This window comes from Streptomyces sp. NPDC006510 (genome assembly GCF_040611955.1).
GTDB lineage: Bacteria > Actinomycetota > Actinomycetes > Streptomycetales > Streptomycetaceae > Streptomyces.
In genome coordinates this window covers 83,262-103,916 of record NZ_JBEXPH010000003.1, presented here as the reverse complement: position 1 = coordinate 103,916, position 20,655 = coordinate 83,262, and the positions used below count along the sequence as shown (strand labels likewise).

Annotated in this window: 18 protein-coding genes and 2 pseudogenes; 11 read left to right on the top strand and 9 right to left on the bottom strand. The window is 71.5% G+C overall.

Annotated features, from left to right (window positions below):
• Window positions 1–108 precede the first annotated feature (108 nt).
• Window positions 109–1,485 carry a radical SAM protein gene (locus tag ABZY11_RS02350; RefSeq protein ID WP_356477304.1) on the top strand — a complete coding sequence of 459 codons (1,377 nt, stop codon included), beginning with the start codon at window positions 109–111 and terminating at the stop codon, window positions 1,483–1,485.
• Window positions 1,486–1,506: 21 nt separating this feature from the next.
• Here ABZY11_RS02350 and ABZY11_RS02345 read toward each other — a convergent pair.
• Together ABZY11_RS02345 and ABZY11_RS02340 are read right to left on the bottom strand one after the other, a co-directional pair.
• Window positions 1,507–2,249 (bottom strand): annotated as a pseudogene (locus ABZY11_RS02345) (isocitrate lyase/phosphoenolpyruvate mutase family protein).
• 60 nt (window positions 2,250–2,309) lie between these two features.
• Window positions 2,310–2,828, bottom strand: a complete 519-nt coding sequence (locus ABZY11_RS02340) for a carboxymuconolactone decarboxylase family protein (RefSeq protein WP_356477303.1) — start codon at window positions 2,826–2,828, stop codon at window positions 2,310–2,312.
• Window positions 2,829–2,875: 47 nt separating this feature from the next.
• Between ABZY11_RS02340 and ABZY11_RS02335 the strand changes: the two are divergent.
• Window positions 2,876–4,278, top strand: a pseudogene (locus tag ABZY11_RS02335) (PLP-dependent aminotransferase family protein).
• A 141-nt stretch (window positions 4,279–4,419) separates the two neighbouring features.
• Here the strand turns inward: ABZY11_RS02335 and ABZY11_RS02330 are convergent.
• A complete protein-coding gene (locus ABZY11_RS02330) occupies window positions 4,420–5,913 on the bottom strand; it encodes a PLP-dependent aminotransferase family protein (RefSeq protein ID WP_356477302.1) in 1,494 nt (497 codons plus the stop codon).
• 63 nt (window positions 5,914–5,976) lie between these two features.
• Here ABZY11_RS02330 and ABZY11_RS02325 point away from each other — a divergent pair, with 63 nt between their 5' ends.
• Together ABZY11_RS02325 and ABZY11_RS02320 are read left to right on the top strand one after the other, a co-directional pair.
• Window positions 5,977–7,167 carry an aminotransferase class I/II-fold pyridoxal phosphate-dependent enzyme gene (locus ABZY11_RS02325; protein WP_356477301.1) on the top strand — a complete coding sequence of 397 codons (1,191 nt, stop codon included), beginning with the start codon at window positions 5,977–5,979 and terminating at the stop codon, window positions 7,165–7,167.
• A 301-nt stretch (window positions 7,168–7,468) separates the two neighbouring features.
• Window positions 7,469–7,831, top strand: a complete 363-nt coding sequence (locus ABZY11_RS02320) for an enoyl-CoA hydratase-related protein (protein WP_356477300.1) — start codon at window positions 7,469–7,471, stop codon at window positions 7,829–7,831.
• Here the strand turns inward: ABZY11_RS02320 and ABZY11_RS02315 are convergent.
• Entirely contained in the window at window positions 7,818–8,669 is an 852-nt protein-coding gene (locus ABZY11_RS02315; RefSeq protein ID WP_356477326.1) for a hypothetical protein, read from the bottom strand. The genes ABZY11_RS02320 and ABZY11_RS02315 overlap by 14 nt on opposite strands.
• A 128-nt stretch (window positions 8,670–8,797) precedes the next feature.
• Between ABZY11_RS02315 and ABZY11_RS02310 the strand changes: the two genes are divergently transcribed.
• Both ABZY11_RS02310 and ABZY11_RS02305 read left to right on the top strand, forming a co-directional pair.
• Window positions 8,798–9,070, top strand: a complete 273-nt coding sequence (locus ABZY11_RS02310) for a hypothetical protein (RefSeq protein WP_356477299.1) — start codon at window positions 8,798–8,800, stop codon at window positions 9,068–9,070.
• 4 nt (window positions 9,071–9,074) lie between these two features.
• Window positions 9,075–10,256 carry a glutathionylspermidine synthase family protein gene (locus ABZY11_RS02305; RefSeq protein WP_356477298.1) on the top strand — a complete coding sequence of 394 codons (1,182 nt, stop codon included), beginning with the start codon at window positions 9,075–9,077 and terminating at the stop codon, window positions 10,254–10,256.
• A gap of 14 nt (window positions 10,257–10,270) precedes the next feature.
• Here the strand turns inward: ABZY11_RS02305 and ABZY11_RS02300 are convergent, their stop codons facing one another.
• On the bottom strand, window positions 10,271–11,044 hold the full coding sequence (locus ABZY11_RS02300) for an SMI1/KNR4 family protein (RefSeq protein WP_356477297.1): 774 nt from the start codon (window positions 11,042–11,044) through the stop codon (window positions 10,271–10,273).
• 88 nt (window positions 11,045–11,132) lie between these two features.
• On the bottom strand, window positions 11,133–12,335 hold the full coding sequence (gene rocD, locus ABZY11_RS02295) for an ornithine--oxo-acid transaminase (RefSeq protein WP_356477296.1): 1,203 nt from the start codon (window positions 12,333–12,335) through the stop codon (window positions 11,133–11,135).
• A 140-nt stretch (window positions 12,336–12,475) separates the two neighbouring features.
• Here rocD and trpS point away from each other — a divergent pair, with 140 nt between their 5' ends.
• Together trpS and ABZY11_RS02285 are read left to right on the top strand one after the other, a co-directional pair.
• A complete protein-coding gene (gene trpS / locus ABZY11_RS02290) occupies window positions 12,476–13,489 on the top strand; it encodes a tryptophan--tRNA ligase (RefSeq protein WP_356477295.1) in 1,014 nt (337 codons plus the stop codon).
• A gap of 112 nt (window positions 13,490–13,601) precedes the next feature.
• Window positions 13,602–14,192 (top strand): 2'-5' RNA ligase family protein, encoded by a 591-nt coding sequence (locus tag ABZY11_RS02285; RefSeq protein ID WP_356477294.1) that lies wholly within the window; start codon window positions 13,602–13,604, stop codon window positions 14,190–14,192.
• A 31-nt stretch (window positions 14,193–14,223) separates the two neighbouring features.
• On the opposite strand, the gene ABZY11_RS02280 is transcribed toward ABZY11_RS02285, so the two are convergent.
• Both ABZY11_RS02280 and ABZY11_RS02275 read right to left on the bottom strand, forming a co-directional pair.
• On the bottom strand, window positions 14,224–15,087 hold the full coding sequence (locus ABZY11_RS02280) for an SDR family NAD(P)-dependent oxidoreductase (RefSeq protein ID WP_356477293.1): 864 nt from the start codon (window positions 15,085–15,087) through the stop codon (window positions 14,224–14,226).
• Between the two features lie 85 nt (window positions 15,088–15,172).
• Complete coding sequence (locus ABZY11_RS02275) at window positions 15,173–16,522, bottom strand: FAD-binding oxidoreductase (RefSeq protein WP_356477292.1); 1,350 nt, start codon at window positions 16,520–16,522, stop codon at window positions 15,173–15,175.
• A gap of 142 nt (window positions 16,523–16,664) precedes the next feature.
• Here ABZY11_RS02275 and ABZY11_RS02270 point away from each other — a divergent pair, with 142 nt between their 5' ends.
• Window positions 16,665–17,594 (top strand): YihY/virulence factor BrkB family protein, encoded by a 930-nt coding sequence (locus ABZY11_RS02270; RefSeq protein WP_356477291.1) that lies wholly within the window; start codon window positions 16,665–16,667, stop codon window positions 17,592–17,594.
• Here ABZY11_RS02270 and ABZY11_RS02265 read toward each other — a convergent pair.
• Window positions 17,542–18,795, bottom strand: coding sequence for a D-alanyl-D-alanine carboxypeptidase (locus ABZY11_RS02265; RefSeq protein ID WP_356477290.1), 1,254 nt, complete (start codon window positions 18,793–18,795; stop codon window positions 17,542–17,544). The genes ABZY11_RS02270 and ABZY11_RS02265 overlap by 53 nt on opposite strands.
• 121 nt (window positions 18,796–18,916) lie before the next feature.
• Here ABZY11_RS02265 and ABZY11_RS02260 point away from each other — a divergent pair, with 121 nt between their 5' ends.
• Window positions 18,917–19,162: an SCO4848 family membrane protein gene (locus ABZY11_RS02260; RefSeq protein WP_093549020.1), complete on the top strand. Its 246-nt coding sequence runs from the start codon at window positions 18,917–18,919 to the stop codon at window positions 19,160–19,162.
• A 29-nt stretch (window positions 19,163–19,191) separates the two neighbouring features.
• The gene (locus tag ABZY11_RS02255; protein WP_356477289.1) at window positions 19,192–20,514 is read left to right on the top strand and encodes a metallophosphoesterase; all 1,323 of its coding nucleotides are present in this window, start codon (window positions 19,192–19,194) and stop codon (window positions 20,512–20,514) included.
• The last annotated feature ends 141 nt before the right edge of the window (window positions 20,515–20,655 follow it).

The window sequence follows — 20,655 nt, the reverse complement described above, 5'->3', positions numbered from 1 at the left end:
CCCAGGCGCACCCCACCGCCCCCGGCCGCACCCGCTGCCGGGGGCGGTCGCGTACGCGGGCGGCGGTGGCCGGGAACTGACCGCCCCCCTTCCCGAGTCTGGGCTGTCATGCGCGTGACGATGATCCTTCCGGCCCTGACCGAGGCGACCAGCCCACTGTTCCGGCCCATCAAGTACTCGCTCTTTCCGCCGCTCGGCCTGGCGACCCTCGCCGGGTACCTCGACCCGGACGACGAGGTGACGCTCCTCGACGAGCACGTCGAGCGGGTGGACATCGAGGCGCTCGACAGCCCCGATCTCCTGGTCGTCCAGCCGTACATCACCTCCGCCCGGCGCGGCTACGAGATCGCCGACCACTTCCGTGCCCGGGGCGTCCACGTCGCCATGGGCGGCCTCCATGTGACCTCGCTCCCGGAGGAGGCCGCGGCCCACGCCGACACGATCTTCACCGGGCCGGGCGAGGACACCTGGCCGCTGTTCCTCAAGGAGTTCCGCGACGGGGTGCCGGGCCGCCGGTACGACTCGAAGCTGCGCACCCTGGCCGGGCTGCCACCCGTACGGCGCGACCTGATCAAGCGGCAGCTGTATCTCGTACCGAACTCGATCGTCGTCTCGCGCGGCTGCCCGCACCACTGCGACTTCTGTTACAAGGACGCCTTCTTCGAGGGCGGGAAGTCCTTCTACACCCAGGCCGTGGACGACGCGCTCGCCGAGATCGAGCGGCTGCCCGGCAGGCATCTGTACTTCCTCGACGACCATCTGCTCGGCAACCGGCGCTTCGCCGAGGCGCTCTTCGACGGGATGGCCGGGATGGGGCGGCTCTGGCAGGCCGCCGGGACCGTGAAGTCGGTGCTCCAGCCGGATCTGCTGGAGCGCGCCGTGGACGCGGGGCTGCGCAGCCTGTTCGTCGGCTTCGAGACCGTCAACAGCGCGAACCTCGCCGAACGGCGCAAGGACCAGAACATCGGCAAGGACTACGCGGCCGCCGTCCGCCGGCTCCATGACGCCGGGGTCATGGTCAACGCCAGCTTCGTCTTCGGGCTCGACCACGACGGCCCGGACGTCTTCGACCGTACGGTGGAGTGGGCCGTCGAGCAGGGCATCGAGACGGCCACCTTCCACATCATGACGCCGTATCCGTCCACCGGCCTGTGGAAACAGCTGGAGGCCGAGGACCGGATCGTCCACCGGGACTGGGACCTCTACGACACCCGCCATGTCGTCTACCGCCCGAAGGGGATGACTTCCCGCCAGCTGGAGGACGGGTACTGGCGCGCGTACCGCGACTTCTACCGGTGGTCCAACATCTGGCGCGGTGCAGCCGCCCAGCCGGGCACGCACGAACGGCTCAGGCATCTGGCGTACTCGGGCGGCTGGAAGAAGTTCGAACCCGCCTGGGACGCCCTGATCCGTTCCCGCAATGTGGTGCGGGCCATGCCGATGCTGGAACGGACCCTGGCGGCCTTCGGCGGCAGAGGGGCCTGAGCGCGCACCGCGTCCGAGGCCCTATGCCTCCCGCAGCCCGTCCGCGATCCCGCGTACGGCCGCCATGGCCCGGCGCTGGAGCCCGGGGCCGAAGGTGATCCGGGTGGCGCCCAGCTCGCCCAGCCGGCGCGGGCTCGGGCCGTCCGGCCGGGCGAAGGTGTTGAGCGGGGCCGGTACGGCGGCGGCCAGCCGGGGCAGCGCCTCGGGCGGGGCCATGATCGGGTAGACGCAGTCCGCGCCCGCCGCCACGTACAGCAGGGCGCGGCGGACCGTCTCCGCCTCCTGGTCCGTGCCGTCCGGGACGCCTCGGACGTAGGTGTCGACGCGGGCGTTGACGAAGAGCGCGTCGCCCGCGACCGCCCGCACCTCCGCGAGCCGGTCCGCCTGCCGCTGGGCGTCACCGAGGGTGCCGTCGGCCGAGTCCTCCAGATTGCAGCCGACCGCTCCGGTGTCCAGGAGCCGCTCCACCAGCTCCTTCGGGGCCAGTCCGTACCCCGCCTCGATGTCCGCCGAGACGGGCACGGAGGCCGGGACGGCCCGGACGATCCTGGCCACGGCCGCGAACATCTCGTCGGCGGGCGTCGCCCCGTCCTCGTAACCGAGCGAGGCCGCGACCCCGGCGCTGGGTGTGGCGAGCGCCGGGAAGCCCGCGTCGACGAAGACGCGCGCTTCCCGGCGCTCGCCGCGTCCCACGGGCCGGGGAGGACCAGCGGGTCGCCGGGGGTGCGGTCGTGGTGCAGTGCGCGGAGGACGGATGCGGTCACGCGGGGCTCCTGTGGCGGGTGTCGGGCGGCGGCGGCGGGGTGCGGTGCGGGCCTGCCGGGTCAGTGGCTGAAGTCGCCCGGCTTGTAGTGGCCGGGGACCATGCGGGTGGTCACGGCGAACCGGTTCCACGCGTTGATCGCCGTGATCGCGGCGATGAGGTGGGAGAGCTCGGTCTCGTCGAAGTGCTCGGCGGCCTTCTCCCACACCTCGTCCGGCACGAAACCGTCGGTCAGCACGGTCACCGCCTCGGTCAGCTCGATGGCCGCGATCTCCTTGGGCGTGTAGAAGTGCCGGGACTCCTCCCACGCGCTGAGCTGGACGATCCGCTCGATCGACTCACCCGCCGCGAGCGCGTCCTTGGTGTGCATGTCGAGGCAGAACGCGCAGTGGTTCAGCTGGGAGGCGCGGATCTTCACCAGCTCCCCCAGGACCGGGTCGAGGCCCTTCCGGGACGCCGCGTCCAGCCGGACCATCGCCCGGTAGACATCGGGGGCGAGATCGGCCCAGGGCTGCTTCATACGGGGGGCGTGCTCGGGGTTGAGGCCGGAGGTCGGTGCGCTGTGCTCGTTCGTCGTCATGGGTACGACGTTACGACGCGGATGGCACACGGGTATGGTCCATTTCCATGACGGATTCCTGGGCCACTTTCGGCGCCGACCTGCACCTCGACACCACCGGTTCGGCAGGGCTGCGGGCCGGGCTCATGGACGCCCTGCGGGACGCCGTACGGACCGGGCGGCTGACCCCCGGCACCCGGCTGCCGTCCTCCCGCAGCCTCGCCGTGGACCTCGGCATCGCCCGGAACACCGTCGCCGAGGCGTACGCGGAGCTGGTCGCCGAGGGGTGGCTCACCGCCCGGCAGGGTTCGGGCACCAGGGTGGCGCGGCGGGCCGAGCCGCGCCGGACGGCCACCCGGGCGACACGCTCCCGGCCGGTGCGCTCCCGGCCCGCCCACAACCTGCTGCCCGGGTCGCCCGACCTCTCGACGTTCCCGCGCGCCGACTGGCTCAAGGCGGCCCGCCGCGCCCTGACCGCCGCACCCAACGACGCCTTCGGGTACGGCGATCCGCGCGGGCGCATCGAGCTGCGCACCGTTCTCGCCGACTATCTGGCCCGCGCCCGCGGTGTGTACGCGGACCCGGAGCGGATCGTGATCTGTGCCGGTTTCGTGCAGGCGCTGAAGCTGATGGGGACGGTGCTGCGCAAGCGGCGGGTGCGGGAGGTGGCCGTCGAGTCGTACGGACTGGACGTGCACTGGAAGCTGCTCGCGGACGCCGGGCTGCGCATGCCCTGTCTGCCGGTCGACGGACTCGGGTCCAGGACCGGTGAACTGGCCGGGCTGCGCGGTGTGGGAGCGGTCCTGATGACGCCCGCGCACCAGTTCCCGACGGGGGCGCCGCTCCATCCCGACCGGCGGGCCGCGGCGGTCGACTGGGCACGCGGCACGGGCGGCCTGATCCTGGAGGACGACTACGACGGCGAGTTCCGCTACGACCGGCAGCCGGTCGGCGCGCTCCAGGGCCTCGACCCCGAACGCGTCGTACACCTGGGAACGACGAGCAAGTCGCTGGCGCCGGGACTGCGGCTGGGGTGGATGGTGCTGCCGGAGAACCTGGTGGGGGAGGTGGCCGAGGCCAAGGGGCTGAGCGACTGGTCGTCGAGCGCGCTGGAACAGCTGACGCTCGCGGAGTTCATCGAATCGGTGCGTACGACCGTCATGTGCGCTCGATGCGGCTGCGCTACCGGCACCGTCGCGACCAGCTCGTCACGGTGCTGGCGGAACGGGCGCCCGATGTCCGGATCAGCGGTATCGCCGCCGGCCTGCACGCCGTGCTCGAACTCCCGGAGGGCAGCGAGCCATCGGTGATGCGGGCGGCCGCGTGGCAGGGGCTGGCGCTGGCGGGGATCTCGCGCTTCCGGCACCCGGAGGCGGCGCCGGGGCGCGACGCCCTGGTCATCGGCTACGGGACACCGACCGACAGCGCCTGGACGGGGGCGCTGGAGGCCCTCTGCCGGGTGCTTTCATGAGGGCCGGAGAGTTCGGCGCCGTCCGACCGGCCGGTTCGGCGTCGCCCCGTCGTGCCGGGCACGGTGGGGCTTCGTACTGTCCGGACACGACGAAGGCCCCGCCGCACCCCTCGGGTTCCCGTGGCCGTCGCAGACCCCGGCTCAGGGGATGCGAGGGGCATCTGGATCCGTGGGGACCGCAAACCGCACCGGCCCAGGAAGCTCTGCGGCGGGCGGGCGTGCGCCTGCAGCGGAGCACCGGTCGCTGACCACGGACTCGAACGCGGCCCAGGCTTCGCCGAGCCGGTCGACCGCGATCCGCAGGGCCGCGGGTTCGTCCACGAAGGACAGGCGGAGGTGATCGGCGAAGCCTCCGTCGGGCGAGGTTCTGGCACCGGGGAGTACCTGGACTCCGTACCCGAGTGCGAGTTGGGCAAAGGTCTCTCCGTCGCCGTACGGGAGCCGCACCCACAGAAAGGGACCGCCCGACGGGCGGGTCCACGACCATGTCGGCAACCGTGTCCGCAGGAGTTCGTCCATCAGGTCGAGACGTGCGGTCAGCTGCTCCCGCCGTGCCGCGGCCATGTCCTCGGACACCGGCAGGAGACGGGAGGCCAGCTGCTGGCCGACGTGTGAGGATCCGAGGTCCGCCACGACCTTCAGGCGGGCGAGCCTGGTCATCAGCGCTCCGGGCGCCCGCAGCCAGCCGATGCGCAGGCCGGGCCAGAAGAGCTTGCTCAAGGATCCGATGGTGACGCCGGAAGCGGCGGTCGGCAGGGGGAGCCAGCGTCCTTCGAGGACCAGGTCGGCGAGTGTGGTGTCGTCGACGACCGGGACACCGGCGTGCTCGGCGAGCCGGGCGACCTCGGTGCGCCGCTGGGTGCTCATGACCGTACCGGTGGGGTTCTGGCAGGTCGTCATCAGATACAGCAGCGAGACGGGGGAACGGGCGAGCGTCTCGCGCAGCGGACGTACTTTGATGCCCTCGGCGTCGGTGGGCAGCGCGAGGAGAGTCGCGCCTGCGGCGTGGGCGGCGTCGAGGGCGCCGACGTAGCCGGGGTTCTCGGTGACGATGACGCCGCCGTTGCGGCCGAACAGGGTGAAGAGCAGGCTGATCGCCTGCTGTGCTCCGCTGGTGACGAGCACTTCGTCGGCCGTGGTCGGCAGCCCGAGCCGGGTGTAGCGGGCGGCGATCTGGGCCCGCAGGGAGGGAAGGCCGAGCGGCTGGTAATCGAAGTCGGTGGCCAGCTCGCGCAGGTCGGTGGTGTCCGCTGTCAGGCGGGGTACCGCTTCATGGCCGGCGATGACGGATCCGGACAGGTCCACCACACCGGCCGGCGGCTCGCCCGTCAGCTTGCCCGACGGCAGGGTCGCGGCGGGGACCGGGGGGCCGATCCAGCGGCCGGAGGCGACGATGCGGGTGCCGCTGCCGCGCTCGCTTTCCAGCAGGCCCTCCTCACGCAGAAGCCGGTAGGCGCCGATCACGGTGGTCCGGCTGATGCCCAACAGCCGTGCGAGGTCGCGCTCGGAAGGCAGCTTGGAACCGGCGCCGAACTCACCCCGGCGAACGGCGCCACGAAGACCCTCGGCCAGCCGGTGGTAGAGCGGTCCGGACGAGCCGCTGATGAGACCAGTCGGCAGGGTTGAGGCATTCATGCAGTCCAATGTTGCCTTGATTGGATATCGGAAACAATGCCAATCAGCCTGCATGCTCGCGCCATGGACTCTTTCCTGACCTTTGAGACTCTCCTTGCGCACGCCGACGCCGATCCGGAAGAACTGAGCGTCGCGCCGCCCATCCAGCAGGTGGTGAACTATTCGGCCCCCACGGCAGAGGACTTCGACGCACTCAACGAACAGTCCCAGCCTCCGTTCTACTACCGGCGCTACGGCAACCCGACGCAGGCCCGGCTGGAGCGGGTCGTCGCGGCCGCGGAGGGCGCCGAGGCCGCCCTGGCCACGGCGTCCGGCATGGGGGCGATCACCACGACCCTGGTCGCCCTGCTGTCCCAGGGGGACCATGTCGTCGCCCAGCACAGCATGTACGGCGGCACGCTGAGTCTGCTGCGGGATGTCGCACCCCGCTTCGGTGTCGAGGTGACCTTCGTGGACCAGACCGACACCGATGCCTTCGTCCGCGCCCTCACGCCGGACACCAAGCTGATCATGCTGGAGACGCCCAGCAACCCGCTGCTCCGGCTGACCGATGTGGAAGCGGTCACCGCGCTGGCCCGCGCCCGGGGCATTCTCACCTTCGCCGACAACACCGTGGCGACCCCCTTCAACCACAGGCCGCTGGAGCAGGGCGTCGACCTCGTCATGCACAGCGTCACCAAGGCCATATCAGGGCATGCGGACGTGCAGGCCGGAATCGTGCTCGGGAGCGGCGAGCTGATCGAACGGCTCTGGAAGGCGCACACCATGGTGGGCTCGGTGATCAGCCCGTTCGACGCCTGGCTCGCGCTGCGCGGCCTGCGGACACTGTCGTTGCGGGCGGGGCGGCAGAACCAGTGCGCGCAGGCCGTCGCGGAGTACCTGGCCGGTCACCCCGCGGTACGGACGGTGAACTATCCCGGGCTCTCCGGTCATCCCCAGCACGACCTCGCGAAGCGGCAGATGCGGGGCTTCGGCGGACTGCTGAGCTTCGAGCTCCGCGGCGGCCGGCCGACGGCCGAGCAGCTCATCTCGGCGCTGCGCCTTCCGGTGCGTTCCCCCAGCCTGGGCGGCACCCGCTCGACGCTGGTGCGGCCCGCCGCGATGTGGTCGAACGAACTGACCGAGGAAGAACTTGCCGAGGCCGGAGTCCCGGGCGGCCTGATCCGGTTCGCGGTCGGCCTCGAACACGAAGCGGACCTGATCGCCGATCTCAGTCAGGGGCTCGCCGCGCTGACCTCGGAGAACGTCGAATGACGGCGGATCCGCGACCGATGGTCCCCGGCGCGGAACGGGCCGAGGCCAAGGACTCGATGCCCGTACGCGGCCCATGGGGCGACCGGGTGGTTGCCTGCGTCCCGCAGGCCGGGCCCTGACACACGCACCCGGCCGTCGCCGCGGCCGCGACCACCCGCGGACGGCCCGCCGTGCCTCCGCCCACGCCGAAGTGCTGCGCGGGGCCGCCGCGGGTGCCGGGCCGCGTGGCAGGCGGGTCGTGCCGCCACCTCATCGAAACCGGCGTCGTCCCGGTGGCCGACCGGATCGGAGTACCCAGACCGTGACTTCCGCGCAATCCACCGTCCGCTGTACGCGGCACGATTCCATCGCCACCCTCGGCATCGACCGCCCGCACAAGCTCAACGCCCTGGACTACCCCACCATCGACGCCCACCGCGCCGCCGGACTCGGCCTGGTCAACCGCGTCGTCCCCGCCGGCGAACTGCTCGACCACGCGCGGGAATTGGCCGAGCGCGTCATACGCCACCCGGCCACCGCGGTGACGGCCTGCCTGAACGCCGTCACCCGCGGCATCAACCTGCCCATCGACGAGGCACTGGCCGTCGAAGCCGCCCAGTTCGCCACCACCCTTCCCACCCAGGGCGTCACCGACGGCCTCGCCCGCTTCCTCAACCGTCACTGATCCGGCCGGCCGGCATGTCCGCCGGGGCCTCGCCGAACCGGGCCAGGGCCAGCGCGCCCGCCACCGCCACCACGAACCCGGCCACCGCCGGCCAGACGAAACCCTCGCGGGTGCGGTCCCCGAGCCAGAAGACGCCCACCAGCGCCGGGCCGATCGTCTCGCCGAGCACCATGCCGGCCGTCGCCGTCGTCACCGAACCGCGCTGCAGGGCCGAGGTGAGCAGCAGGAACGCCGAACCGCCGCCCAGCAGCAGCGCGTACGCGGCAGGGTTGGTCAGCAGCGCAGACGGGGACACGTCGTCGATCAGCCGGACCGTGACCTCCACCACCCCGAAGCCGCATCCCGCGCCGAGTCCCAGCACGAGCGCCCGCGGCTTCTCCGGGAGACGCCCGGCCGCCGCGCCGATCAGCAGGATGCCCAGCGCGATCCCCAGCATCGACCGGCCCAGGGCCGCCGAACCGGTCCCGTGGCCCTCACCGCCGGAGGCGAGCCCCAGCATGCCCAGGCCCGCGCAGACGACGCCGACCGCGGTCCGCTCGACGGTGCTCAGCCGCACCTTCAGCAGCCGGGCGGCGACCACGGCGGTCACCGCCAGACTCGCGGCCAGGGCGGCGCCCACCGCGTAGATCGGCAGCGAGCGCAGGGCGACGATCTGGAGGACGAAACCGAAGCCGTCGAGGGCGAGTCCGGCGATGTACCGCCACTGGCGCAGGGCGCGCAGCAGCAGTGCCGGATCGACCCCCGCGTCCGATCCCGGCTCGGCGGCGGCCCGCGCGGCGACGGCCTGGAGGACCGAGGCCGTACCGAAGCAGACGGCGGCGCCGAGTGCGCAGATCATCCCGAAGAGCACACGGCGACTCTAACTTGGGGACGTTCTGTGCCCTCGCTTCCAGCCGCACCCGACGGCCCTTTAATCTGACGAACAGCCGCACTGGCTGGATTTCGTATGGCGGGGGAGACGGAAACATGGCACGCAGGTTGAGGTCGAGCACCGTGGTGCTCGGCGGCATGGGGGTGCTCGCGGCAATGATCACCTCCTGCGGTTCCGAGCCGGACAAGCGGTGTGTCGACCCGCTGACCCAGGACCGGCTGCCGAGCTACGAGTGCAAGAAGAGCGACGGCAAGGGCTCGTACTACTACGGCGGCAGCAGCAAGAACGGCAAGGTGGAGGGCGGCAGTTTCGACAGGTCCGCGGTCGACCGCGGCGGCTTCGGCTGCTCGGGCACCGGCGGCGGCTGACCGGATGGAGCGCCGCACCACGCAGCCGCGCCCCGACTGGCAGCGGACGGTGGAGGAGCAGGGCATCGTCTTCCCGCTCACCCGCTACCCGGACGGATCGCTGCGCCCGTACTGGGACGAGAGCGCCTACTACGTCTTCTCGCTGCCCGAGGTCGAGGCACTGGAGGACGTCGTCGAGGAACTGCACACCATGTGCCTGGCCGCGGCCGCGCACATCGTGGAGCGGGACCGCTTCGCCGATCTCGGCATCACCGACCGCCGACTGTCCGGACTCATCGCCCAGTCCTGGCGCCGCCGTGACGAACTGCCGTCCCTGTACGGCAGGTTCGACCTCCGCTACGACGGAACCGGTCCGGCGAAGATGCTGGAGTACAACGCGGACACCCCCACCTCCCTGGTGGAGGCCGCGAGTGCCCAGTGGTTCTGGATGGAGGACCGCTTCCCGGGCGCCGACCAGTGGAACTCGCTGCACGAACGGCTCGTCGCGGCCTGGAAACGGCAGGCCGCCCTGCTGCCGCCGGGACCGCTGCACTTCGCGCACTCCGACGGGGACGAGCTGGGCGAGGACCTGATGACGGTCGCCTATCTCCGGGAGACCGCCGCCCAGGCCGGCCTCGACACGGAGGCGCTCTCCGTCGAGCGGATCGGCTGGGACCGGCTGAGCGGGCGGTTCGTCGACGAGCGGCTCCGGTTCATCCGCAGCTGCTTCAAGCTCTATCCGTGGGAATGGCTGGCGACCGACCGGTTCGGCCCGCAGGTGCTCGACACCCTCGACAACGGCGGTGGTACGGGCACCACCTGCTGGATCGAGCCCGCCTGGAAGATGCTGCTGTCCAACAAGGCGCTGCTGGCGATCCTCTGGGAGCTCTACCCGGGCCACCCGAACCTGCTGCCCTCCTACCTCGACGGCCCCCGCGAACTCGCGGCGTCGCGCGGCTACGTTGCCAAGCCGCTGCTCGGCCGCGAGGGGGCCGGGGTCACGGTCCACGAGCCGGGCAGCCCCGCGGTGCCGCGGGACGAGCCGTGCTGCTACCAGGAGCTGGCACCGCTGCCGGACTTCGACGGCAACCGCGTGGTGCTGGGCGCGTGGGTCGTCGAGGACGAGGCGGCCGGGCTCGGCATCCGTGAATCGGCCGGCCCGGTCACGGACGAGTACGCCCGCTTCCTGCCGCACGTCATCCTCTGAGGCGCGGCGCCGGCTCAGTCGGCCGGGGCGGCCCCGCCCGTGTGCAGCCAGCCGAGCAGGTCGTCCGTCACCGGCTCGCCCTCCGTCTCGACGTCCTCGCAGATCGCGCCCAGGCCGAGCCGGTGGACGGAGACGCGGTCGCGGCCGTGGTGGCGCATGAAGAACCCGTCGCCCCCGCTGTCGTCCCCGACCAGCACCCAGCCGGGCGCGTACCGGGACACCTCGAAGGTCTCGTTGCGTTCCCCGATGAGGTGCGGACCGTAGATGTGGACGCCGTTGTCGAGCAGCACGCCCGGCGTCGACCGCCACAGCCGGGCGATCGTGGGATTGGGCCCGTCCCGCAGCCCGCGCAGCCGCGCCAGCCGAACGGCCAGGAACCCGGCGAAGGACTCCGCCACCGGGTACTCGCACCCGTCCGTGCCGTCCCGGTGAACCACCGGGTACTCCCCGTCCCCGGCCTCGCCGCTCCGGTCGAGGGCGAAGGAGTAGCTGTCCCCGCAGTCCTGCTCGACGGCGAAGCACAGCCGGTCGCCGTCCAGCCGCCATCCGGCGGTGACGTACTCGTACACATCGTCGGCGGGACCTGCGGGCCCGACCGTCGCGATGTCCGCGCCCCCGGCCCGTCCGTGGCCGAACCCGGCCAGCCACCACCGGTACGACGGCGGCAGCGGGCCGACGCGTTCCTCGGCCGCGCGGATCAGGGCCTCCGGCACGGCGACGGCCCGCCTGCGGCCGAACCCCGGTGATCCTTCGACCAGGTCCCGCAGCTGCGTCAGGTCAGGTCTCATGGCGCAGAGTCTGCCAACGCGGAACGCCGACGCGGAACGCAGGGCAGACCGCCGGGCAGGCCCCGGGCCCGCCCGGCCGCCCGAGGGCTCAGCCGCGCAGGACGGCGCGGAACTGTTCGAGCCCCCAGTCCAGGTCCTCCTTGCTGATCACCAGCGGCGGGGCGATCCGGATGGTCGAGCCATGGGTGTCCTTGACCAGCACCCCACGGGCCATCAGCTTCTCGGAGATCTCCCGGCCCGTGCCGTGGCGCGGGGCGATGTCGACACCGGCCCACAGCCCGCGGCCGCGCACCTCCTCCACCGCGCCGCCCACCAGCAGCCCCAGCTCCTGGTGCAGGTGCTCGCCCAGCTCGGTCGCCCGCTGCTGGAACTCGCCGGTGCGGAGCATCGCGATCACCTCCAGGGCGACAGCGCAGGCGAGCGGGTTCCCGCCGAACGTCGAACCGTGCTCACCGGGCCGGTAGACCCCGAGCACCTCCTTCGACGAGACCACCGCCGACACCGGCACCACACCGCCGCCCAGCGCCTTGCCGAGCACATACATGTCCGGCACGACACCCTCGTGCTCGCAGGCGAAGGTCCGGCCGGTCCGGCCCAGGCCCGACTGGATCTCGTCCGCGATGAACAGCACGTTCCGCTCGCGCGTGAGCGCGCGCACGCCGGGGAGATAGCCGGGCGGCGGCACCAGCACTCCGGCCTCGCCCTGGATCGGCTCCATGAGCACCGCCACGGTGTTCTCGGTCATCGCCTCCCGGAGCGCCGTGAGGTCCCCGTACGGCACGATCTCGAAGCCCGGCGTGTACGGGCCGAAGTCCTCCCGTGCCTCCGGGTCCGTGGAGAAGCTGATGATCGTCGTCGTCCGGCCGTGGAAGTTGTTCGCGGCGACGATGATCTTCGCCATGCCGTCCGGGACGCCCTTCACCCGGTACCCCCACTTGCGGGCCGTCTTCACCGCGGTCTCCACGGCCTCCGCCCCGGTGTTCATCGGCAGCACCGTCTCCATGCCGCACAACTCGGCGAGCTGCGTACAGAAGTCGGCGAACCGGTCGTGGTAGAAGGCACGCGAGGTGAGGGTCACCCGGTCCAGCTGCGCCTTGGCCGCGTCGATCAGGCGCCGGTTGCCGTGACCGAAGTTGAGCGCCGAGTAACCGGCGAGCATGTCGAGGTAGCGGCGGCCCTCGACATCGGTCATCCAGGCTCCGTCCGCCGTGGCGACGACGACGGGCAGCGGATGGTAGTTGTGCGCGCTGTGCGCCTCGGCGGAGGCGATGGCGGTTTCCGTGGTCGACACGGGATCTCCGTTCGTCGTGCGGCGTGGGCGGGGTGGTGCCCACTTTGTATCGTCGGTCGGATCCGTGGTGAGGAAACCTGTATTTCCCGGCGCGCCAGGCCGGTCGGGGGCCGGTGCCCACACCTGAGACAATAAGTTCCATGGCCTCTGAACGCCCCCGTGTGCTCTCCGGAATCCAGCCCACCGCAGGCTCGTTCCACCTCGGCAACTACCTCGGCGCGGTCCGCCAGTGGGTGGCGCTGCAGGACTCCCACGACGCCTTCTACATGGTCGTGGACCTGCATGCGATCACCATCCCGCAGGACCCCGCGGAGTTGCGCGCGAACACCAGGCTCGCCGTCGCCCAGCTCCTCGCCGCAGGTCTCGACCCGGAGCGCTGCACGCTCTTCGTCCAGAGCCATGTCCCCGAGCACGCCCAGCTCGGCTGGGTCATGAACTGCCTCACCGGCTTCGGCGAGGCGTCGCGCATGACGCAGTTCAAGGACAAGTCCGCCAAGCAGGGTGCCGACCGCACCACGGTCGGTCTCTTCACGTACCCGATGCTGATGGTGGCCGACATCCTGCTGTACCAGGCCGACCAGGTCCCGGTCGGTGAGGACCAGCGCCAGCACCTGGAGCTGACCCGCAACCTCGCCGAGCGGTTCAACGCCGGCTACGGCGACACGTTCACCGTGCCGGACCCGTACATCCTCAAGGAGACGGCGAAGATCTACGACCTCCAGGACCCGTCGGCGAAGATGAGCAAGTCGGCGGCCACCCCGAAGGGCCTGATCAACCTCCTGGACGAGCCGAAGGCCACCGCGAAGAAGGTGAAGAGCGCGGTCACCGACACCGACACGGTCATCCGCTTCGACCGGGCCGAGAAGCCCGGTGTCAGCAATCTGCTGAGCATCTACTCGACACTCACCGGTACGGGTATCGCGGATCTGGAGCAGAAGTACGAGGGCAAGGGCTACGGTGCGCTCAAGACCGACCTCGCCGAGGTCATGGTTGAGTTCGTCACACCGTTCCGGACCCGCACCCAGGAATATCTGGACGACCCGGAGACGCTGGACTCGATCCTGGCCAAGGGCGCGGAGAAGGCCCGTGCCGTCGCGGCCGAGACCCTGGCCCGGACGTACGACCGGATGGGCTTTCTGCCCGCGAAGCACTGAGTCCAAGGGCCCTGGCGGTTTCGCGGCCGCAGGCGTCACACTGGCGACGGGAAGCTGAACCGGTGGGTGGCCGAAAGTAGGCCATCGACCATCGAGGATTGAGGAGGACGACGTGGGGACCGTAACGCTCGGCGTTTCGATCGCGGTCCCGGAGCCCTACGGCAGCCTGCTCCAGGAGCGGCGCGCGAGCTTCGGGGACCCTGCCGCGTACGGCATTCCCACGCATGTCACCCTTCTCCCGCCGACCGAGGCCGAGGCGGCCGACCTGCCCGCGATCGAGGCGCATCTCGCCCAGATCGCGACGGGCGGCCGGCCCTTTCCGATGCGGCTGTCCGGCACGGGGACCTTCCGTCCCCTCTCGCCGGTCGTCTTCGTCCAGGTCGTCGAGGGCGCCTCGGCCTGCACCTGGCTGCAGAAGCGGGTCCGGGACGCCTCCGGGCCGCTGGTGCGCGAGCTCCAGTTCCCGTACCACCCGCATGTGACCGTGGCGCACGACATCGCCGAGGAGGCGATGGACCGGGCGTACGAGGAGCTCGCCGACTACGAGGCGGCCTGGACCTGCGATTCCTTCGCGCTGTACGAGCAGGGCTCGGACAGCGTCTGGCGCAAGATCAACGAGTTCCCGTTCGGCGCCGGGGGCGGTGCGCCCGCCGTGCCCGCGCAGGGCGGCTCCTCCGTGGACGAGCCCTCCCTGCGCTCCTGAGCACCTCCCGCAGCGCCCCGGCGCCTCCGGTTCAGATCGGCAGGCGCCGGAACAGCGGACGCGGCACATGCCGCAGTGCCGACATCACCGCACGGAGCGAGCCGGGCACCCACACCGTCTCCGAACGCCGCCGCAGACCCGTCACGATGGCCTCCGCGACCGCGTCCGGCGTCGTGGTGAGCGGCGAGGTCTCCAGCGGCGCAGAGGCGAACCGGGCCGAGGCCGACCGCGCCGCGGCGATCCGCGCCGACGCGAGCAGGGCCGCCCCGCCCCGGGCCACCGGTACCGTTTCCGCGGCCGCCTCCGGTCGTACGCCAGCGGGACGCACCACGCCGGGGCGCACGACCATCACATGCACCCCGGTCCCGTGCAGCGCGTCCCCCAGCCCCTGAGCGAAGGCGTCCAGGCCCGCCTTGCTGGACCCGTAGATGAAGTCGGCGCGGCGGGCGCGTTCGCCCGCCACCGAGGACAGCACCACCAGCGAGCCGTGCCCCTGCGCCTGGAGCGCGCCGGCGCACACCAGCCCGGCGGAGACGGCTCCCGTGTAGTTGGTCTGGGCGACCCGGACCGCCGAGAGCGGCTCCTCCTCGTCGCGCCCCTGGTCGCCGGCGATGCCGAAGGCGAGCAGCACCATGTCGATGTCGCCCTCGGCGAAGATCTTGCCGAGCGTGGTCTCGTGCGACTCGGAGTCGAGGGCGTCGAAGTCGGCCGTACGGACGTCGGCGCCGCGGGTGCGCAGTTCGGCGGCGGCCGCTTCGAGGGCGGGGGAGGGGCGCCCGGCCAGCCGGACCGTGCGGGTCCGCAGGGCGATCAGCCGCCGTGCGGTGGCCAGCGCGATCTCCGAGGTGCCGCCGAGGACGAGCAGGGACTGCGGGGCTCCGAAGGCGTCCTTCACGGGAACACTCCTTGCAGGCGTAGGGAGGGAAGCAGGCGTAGGAAGTCGGGAGGGAAGAGGGAAGGGCGGGCGAGGGGCGGCCGCGTCAGAGCGACAGGCGGCGCGACAGGTCCGAGCAGAACGCCCCGTCCGGGTCCAGCTCGGCGCGCAGCGACCGGAAGTCGGCGAGCCTCGGGTACATCGCGGCCAGCAGCTCCGGCCGGAGCCGGGAGTCCTTCGCCAGGCAGACCCGGCCGCCGGCCCCCGCCACCTCCTCGTCCAGCGAGTCCAGGAATCCGGCCAGGCCGGGCAGTGCGGCGGGCAGGTCGAGGGCGAGCGTCCAGCCGGGCACCGGGAACGACAGCCACCCCGGGCCGCCCGCACCGAACCGCTTGAGCACGGCGTTCGACGCCGGGCAGCGCCGCTGGGAGATCCGGCGCACGATCCGGCGCAGCACCTCCTCCTGACCGTGCCCGACGGCGAACTGGTACCGCACGGTTCCGGCCCGCCCGTGGACCCGGCTCCCGTGCGGCAGGCCGTCCAGGGGGTGGAAGAACGCGGCGAGCCGCTGGAGTTCGCCGATCCGGTACCTGGGCGCGCCGCGGTACCGGAGCTCGTTGAAGAGGGCGGCCGGGGCGCCGCCGAGCAGCGCCTCCGGTACGAGGGCGGGCGCGGCCGGCAGTGGCCTCGCGCGGAACGAGAGCGGTGTGCGCCGAGTACGCGCCGGGAGCGCGTAGCGGGGTACGTGCTCCCCTCGGGTGAGTACGGAGCGCCCGGTCGCCCGGCCGCGGGCGCGGAGATCGATCCAGGCGGCCGAGTAGCGGTAGCGGTGGTCCCCGGCGCAGAGCCGTTCCAGCAGGTCGTCCAGATCGACGGTGCGCTCGGTGTCGACCGACATCCACGAGCTGGTGACGCGGTGGCACCGGAGCGTGGCCGAGAGGATCACACCCGTCAGGCCGAGGCCGCCCGCGGTCGCGTCGAAGAGAGCCGTGCCGGGCCGGACCGTACGGATCTCGCCCCCGGCGGTCAGCAGCTCCAGCTCCTGGACGTGCCGGGAGAAGGAACCGGCGACGTGCTGGTTGTGACCGTGGATGTCGGCACCGATCGCGCCGCCCACGGTGACGTAGCGGGTGGCGGGCGTGACGGGGACGAACCAGCCGAGCGGCAGCAGCACTTCGATCAGCCGGTCCAGGCTGACCCCGGCGTCGCAGACCACGCGTCCGGCGCCGCCGTCGATGGTGCGGATCCGGTTCAGCGCGGTCATGTCGAGGACGGAGCCGCCCGCGTTCTGCGCCGCGTCGCCGTGGGCCCGGCCGAGGCCCCGGGCGATGGAGCCGCGGGGTCCGCAGCCGCGTACGGTCGCCGCCGCCTCCTCGTACGAGCGGGGGCGGAAACGCAGGGCGGTCGTCGGGGCGGTGCGGCCCCAGCCGGTCAGGGACACGGTGTCGACAGACATGACGGTGACCGTATCGCCAGAGAAAACCCTTTCGAGGTATTTGTTACAACACTCACCGATATGGGTGATTGAAGAAGTGTCAGCCCGTACGGCACCGGGGGCCGGTCCCGGTTATCCGCGCCCGGACGGGTAGTCCTACGTCATGGACTGGCTGAAAAACCTCCCCGTCATCGGGCCGATCGTCTCCCGGCTGATGGTGACGCACGTCTGGCGCTCCTACGAGACGCTGGAGCGGGTCCACTGGGCCAGGCTCGCCGCCGCGATCACCTTCATCAGTTTTCTGGCGCTCTTCCCGTTGATCGCGGTCGGTGCGGCGATCGGTGCCGCGCTGCTCTCCACCGAGCAGCTCCACAAGATCGAGGCCAAGCTCGCCGAGCAGGTGCCGGGCATCTCCGACCAGCTCGGCATCGAGAACCTGGTGAACAACGCGGGCACGGTGGGGGTGGTGGCCGGTGCGCTGCTGCTCTTCACCGGTATCGGCTGGATCGGCTCGATGCGGGACTGCCTGCGCGCCGTCTGGGACCTGGACGGTGTGGACCCGGGCAATCCGGTCCTGCGCAAACTCAAGGACGCGGGGCTGCTGTTCGGCCTCGGCGGGGCGGCGCTCGCGACGCTGGCCGTGTCGTCGGCCGGCTCCGTCGCCGTCGGCTGGACGGCCGGCCTGTTCAACATCTCGGACCACGGCGCCGGCGGTGTGCTGCTACAGGTGGCCACCCTGGTCGTGGCGGCGCTCGCCGACTTCCTGCTGCTGCTCTATCTGCTGACCCTGCTGCCCGGCGTCGATCCGCCGCGGCGCAGCCTGCTGATCGCCGGGGCGATCGGCGCGATCGGCTTCGAACTGCTCAAGCTGCTGCTCGGCAGCTATATGAAGGGCGTGGCGTCGAAGAGCATGTACGGCGCCTTCGGGGTGCCGGTCGCGCTGCTGCTGTGGATCAACTTCTCGGCGAAGCTGCTGCTGTTCTGCGCCGCCTGGACGGCGACGCAGAGCAGCAAGGACGCCGGGGCGGAGTCCGGGGCCGTCAGCGGCGAGGAAGGCGACGCACCAGGTCCGGCAGCGGCCAGCGCCGGTTGACCAGGAACACCCCGCCGGCCAGCAGCACCAGGACGCCCGCGACGATGCCCAGGGCGATCCCGACGCCTCCGCCGCCGCCCTCGGCCGCGGCGGCCTTCGCGGACCGCGCGGGGCCGTTGCGGCCCTCGTCCTTCCCCGGCGCGGCCGCGGGGCCCTTGCCGGATCCGGTGCCGGTGGCGGCGGACTTCGGGGGCACCAGTTCGCCGACCGGGGTCACCTTGCCGCTCGCGTCGAAGCCCCAGTCGAGGAGGCCGGCGGCCTCCTTGTAGACGGCGTGGGTCTCGTCGGACGACGGGTTCATGACGGTGACGAGCAGCACCTTGCCATTGCGTTCGGCGACACCGGTGAAGGTGTTTCCGGCGTGCGTGGTGTAGCCGTTCTTGACGCCCGCGATGCCCTTGTACGGGTCGACGCCGTCCGCGCCGGTGAGCAGCCGGTTGGTGTTCTGGATGCCGAAACTCTCGCGCTTGCCGTCCTTCTTCGCGCCGGGGAACTGCGCGTCGGCCGTCGAGCAGTACTCCCGGAAGTCCGCCTTCTGCAGCCCGCTGCGGGCGAACAGCGTCAGGTCGTACGCGCTGGAGACCTGGTCGGGCGCGTCGTACCCGTCGGGCGACACCACGTTCGTGTCGAGCGCCTGCAACTCCTCGGCGTGCGCCTGCATGGCGTCGACGGTCTTGGGGACGCCGCCGTACATCGCGGACAGCACATGCACCGCGTCGTTGCCCGACCGCAGGAACACCCCGAGCCACAGGTCGTGGACCGTGTAGCTGAGGTCCTCCTTGACGCCGACCAGGCTGCTGCCCTCGCCGAGATCGGCGAGGTCCTCGTCCTTGACGGTGTACTTCATGGTCTTCGGCTGGAGCGCGGGCATCACCGTGTCCGCGAAGAGCATCTTCAGGGTGGAGGCGGGAGGCAGCCGCCAGTGCGGGTTGTGCGAGGCGAGGACCTGGCCGCTCTCCGCGTCCGCGACGATCCAGGATCTGCCCGTGAGGTCCTTCGGCAGCACCGGGGCGCCCGGTCCCAGCTTGACCTGCGTGCCGGTCCGGCCCAGCAGTTCGCCACCGACCTTGGACATGTCCGCGGGCGGCTTCGGCCGGTCGTCGGAGGTGTCCTTGTCGTCTGCCGATGCCGGGCTGACGACAAAAGTGGACAACAAGGCGGCAGCGATGACCGTCAGTGCGGTCTTTTTGAGAGCAGGCACGGTCGGAAACGTACAGGGCGTAGATATGAAAATGCGTGCGGATGGCTTGACCCGCCGGGCGTACCGCCAGGACAGCCCACCCCGGGCGGATTTGCCGGAGCGCGGCGGAGATACTGGGTCCATGAAGCTCAGCCGCCCCGTCTCCTGGTTCCTGCTCGCCTTCGGGGTGTGGAGCTGGTTCATCTGGATCACTTTCGTCAAGAACCTGTGGAAGGACGGCAGCGGACTCGCCTTCGACGACGCGGGTGACCCGACTGCGTACTTCTGGGTGCATCTGCTGCTCGCCATCACGTCCTTTCTCCTGGGGACGGCCGTTGGTGTGATCGGGTTCCGTGGCGTCAGGGCCTTGCGCCGCGAACGCGCATAACAGGACGTACGGCGGGCGGGGGAGGACAAGTGGCGGTGGCCGGTTTCGTGCTGACGGTGATCGTGGTGCTCGCGCTCTTCGCCGGCGTGCACCGCTATCTGTGGCGCCGCCTCGTCGCCGACACGACGACCGAGGGCGGCGTCCTGCGCCGCTGCGGCACGGTGGCCGCGTACGTCCTGCCGCTGCTGAGCGTCGGCGCACTGGTCGCCGGCCGCGCGGGTGCGCCCTTCTGGCTCCAGCGGGTGCTGGCCTGGCCGGGCTATCTCTGGCTGGCCGCCGTGCTGTACCTGACGCTGGCTCTGCTGGTGGGGGAGGCGGTACGGCCGGTGCTGCGCCGGGTGCTCGCGCGCCGCGCGGCGCGACCGGCGGACGCGACGTCAGGGGATGGCGCATCCGCAACAGATCCGGCAGGTGGCGCAAACCGCCTGAACCTCCCCTCGGGTACGCAGCCCTCCGCCCCAGCGGCTTCCGCCGCCGCCCCCGGCACCCTCGTCGCCGACGCCCCCGCCCCGCACCGTCCCGACGCCCCCTCGCGCCGGCTGTTCGTCGCCCGTGCCGTCGGCGGGGCCGCCGCCGTCGCAGGGCTCGGTACGGTCGGTTACGGCACCTACGGGGTGCTCCGCGGACCACGGGTCAAGCGGATCACCGTCCCGCTCGCCAAGCTGCCCCGCTCCGCGCACGGCTTCCGGATCGCCGTCGTCAGCGACATCCACCTCGGCCCGATCCTCGGCCGCGCCCACACCCGGCGGATCGTCGACACGATCAACCGGACCCAGCCGGATCTGGTCGCCGTCGTCGGGGATCTCGTCGACGGAACCGTCGCCGACCTCGGGCCGGCCGCGGAGCCGCTCGCCCTGCTGAAGGGCCGGCAGGGGAATTTCTTCGTCACCGGCAATCACGAGTACTACTCCGGCGCCGCCCAATGGATCGACCAGGTAAGGGAGTTGGATCTTCATCCGCTGGAGAACGCCCGGGTCGAGATCAGTGGATTCGATCTTGCCGGCGTCAATGACATCGCCGGGGAGAGCGAGGGACAGGGGCCCGATTTCGCCCGCGCGCTCGGCGACCGGGACCGTAAGCGCGCCGCCGTTCTCCTGGCCCATCAGCCCGTGGTCATCCACGACGCCGTCGCCCACGGCGTCGATCTCCAGCTCTCCGGCCACACCCACGGCGGCCAGCTCTGGCCGGGGAACTTCATCGCGGATCTGGCCAACCCCACGGGCGCCGGGCTCGACCGGTACGGCGACACCCAGCTGTACGTCTCGCGGGGCGCGGGCGCCTGGGGCCCGCCCGTGCGGGTCGGCGCGCCGTCCGACATCACCGTCGTGGAGCTCGCCTCCCTGCAGGCGTGACGCTCCGTCGACGACAGGTTTCGGACGACCAAGTGCACCCAAGGTTTCAACTGTCGAACAAAAGGCTATGAGTCACAGTTTTCCTCTTCCAGATGTGAAAATCGTGTGATTGGCTGAGCGCGAGCATGCGGTGATGTGCGT

What these genes read in the sequence shown, in the direction of transcription:
- ABZY11_RS02350 (WP_356477304.1), top strand. Translation starts at nt 109, where the DNA reads ATGCGCGTGACGATGATCCTTCCGGCCCTGACCGAGGCGACCAGCCCA.
- ABZY11_RS02315 (WP_356477326.1), bottom strand. Translation starts at nt 8,669, where the DNA reads ATGATCTGCGCACTCGGCGCCGCCGTCTGCTTCGGTACGGCCTCGGTC.
- ABZY11_RS02270 (WP_356477291.1), top strand. Translation starts at nt 16,665, where the DNA reads ATGGACTGGCTGAAAAACCTCCCCGTCATCGGGCCGATCGTCTCCCGG.
- ABZY11_RS02340 (WP_356477303.1), bottom strand. Translation starts at nt 2,828, where the DNA reads ATGACGACGAACGAGCACAGCGCACCGACCTCCGGCCTCAACCCCGAG.
- ABZY11_RS02275 (WP_356477292.1), bottom strand. Translation starts at nt 16,522, where the DNA reads ATGTCTGTCGACACCGTGTCCCTGACCGGCTGGGGCCGCACCGCCCCG.
- ABZY11_RS02300 (WP_356477297.1), bottom strand. Translation starts at nt 11,044, where the DNA reads ATGAGACCTGACCTGACGCAGCTGCGGGACCTGGTCGAAGGATCACCG.
- ABZY11_RS02325 (WP_356477301.1), top strand. Translation starts at nt 5,977, where the DNA reads ATGGACTCTTTCCTGACCTTTGAGACTCTCCTTGCGCACGCCGACGCC.
- ABZY11_RS02330 (WP_356477302.1), bottom strand. Translation starts at nt 5,913, where the DNA reads ATGAATGCCTCAACCCTGCCGACTGGTCTCATCAGCGGCTCGTCCGGA.
- ABZY11_RS02260 (WP_093549020.1), top strand. Translation starts at nt 18,917, where the DNA reads ATGAAGCTCAGCCGCCCCGTCTCCTGGTTCCTGCTCGCCTTCGGGGTG.
- ABZY11_RS02305 (WP_356477298.1), top strand. Translation starts at nt 9,075, where the DNA reads ATGGAGCGCCGCACCACGCAGCCGCGCCCCGACTGGCAGCGGACGGTG.
- ABZY11_RS02310 (WP_356477299.1), top strand. Translation starts at nt 8,798, where the DNA reads ATGGCACGCAGGTTGAGGTCGAGCACCGTGGTGCTCGGCGGCATGGGG.
- trpS (WP_356477295.1), top strand. Translation starts at nt 12,476, where the DNA reads ATGGCCTCTGAACGCCCCCGTGTGCTCTCCGGAATCCAGCCCACCGCA.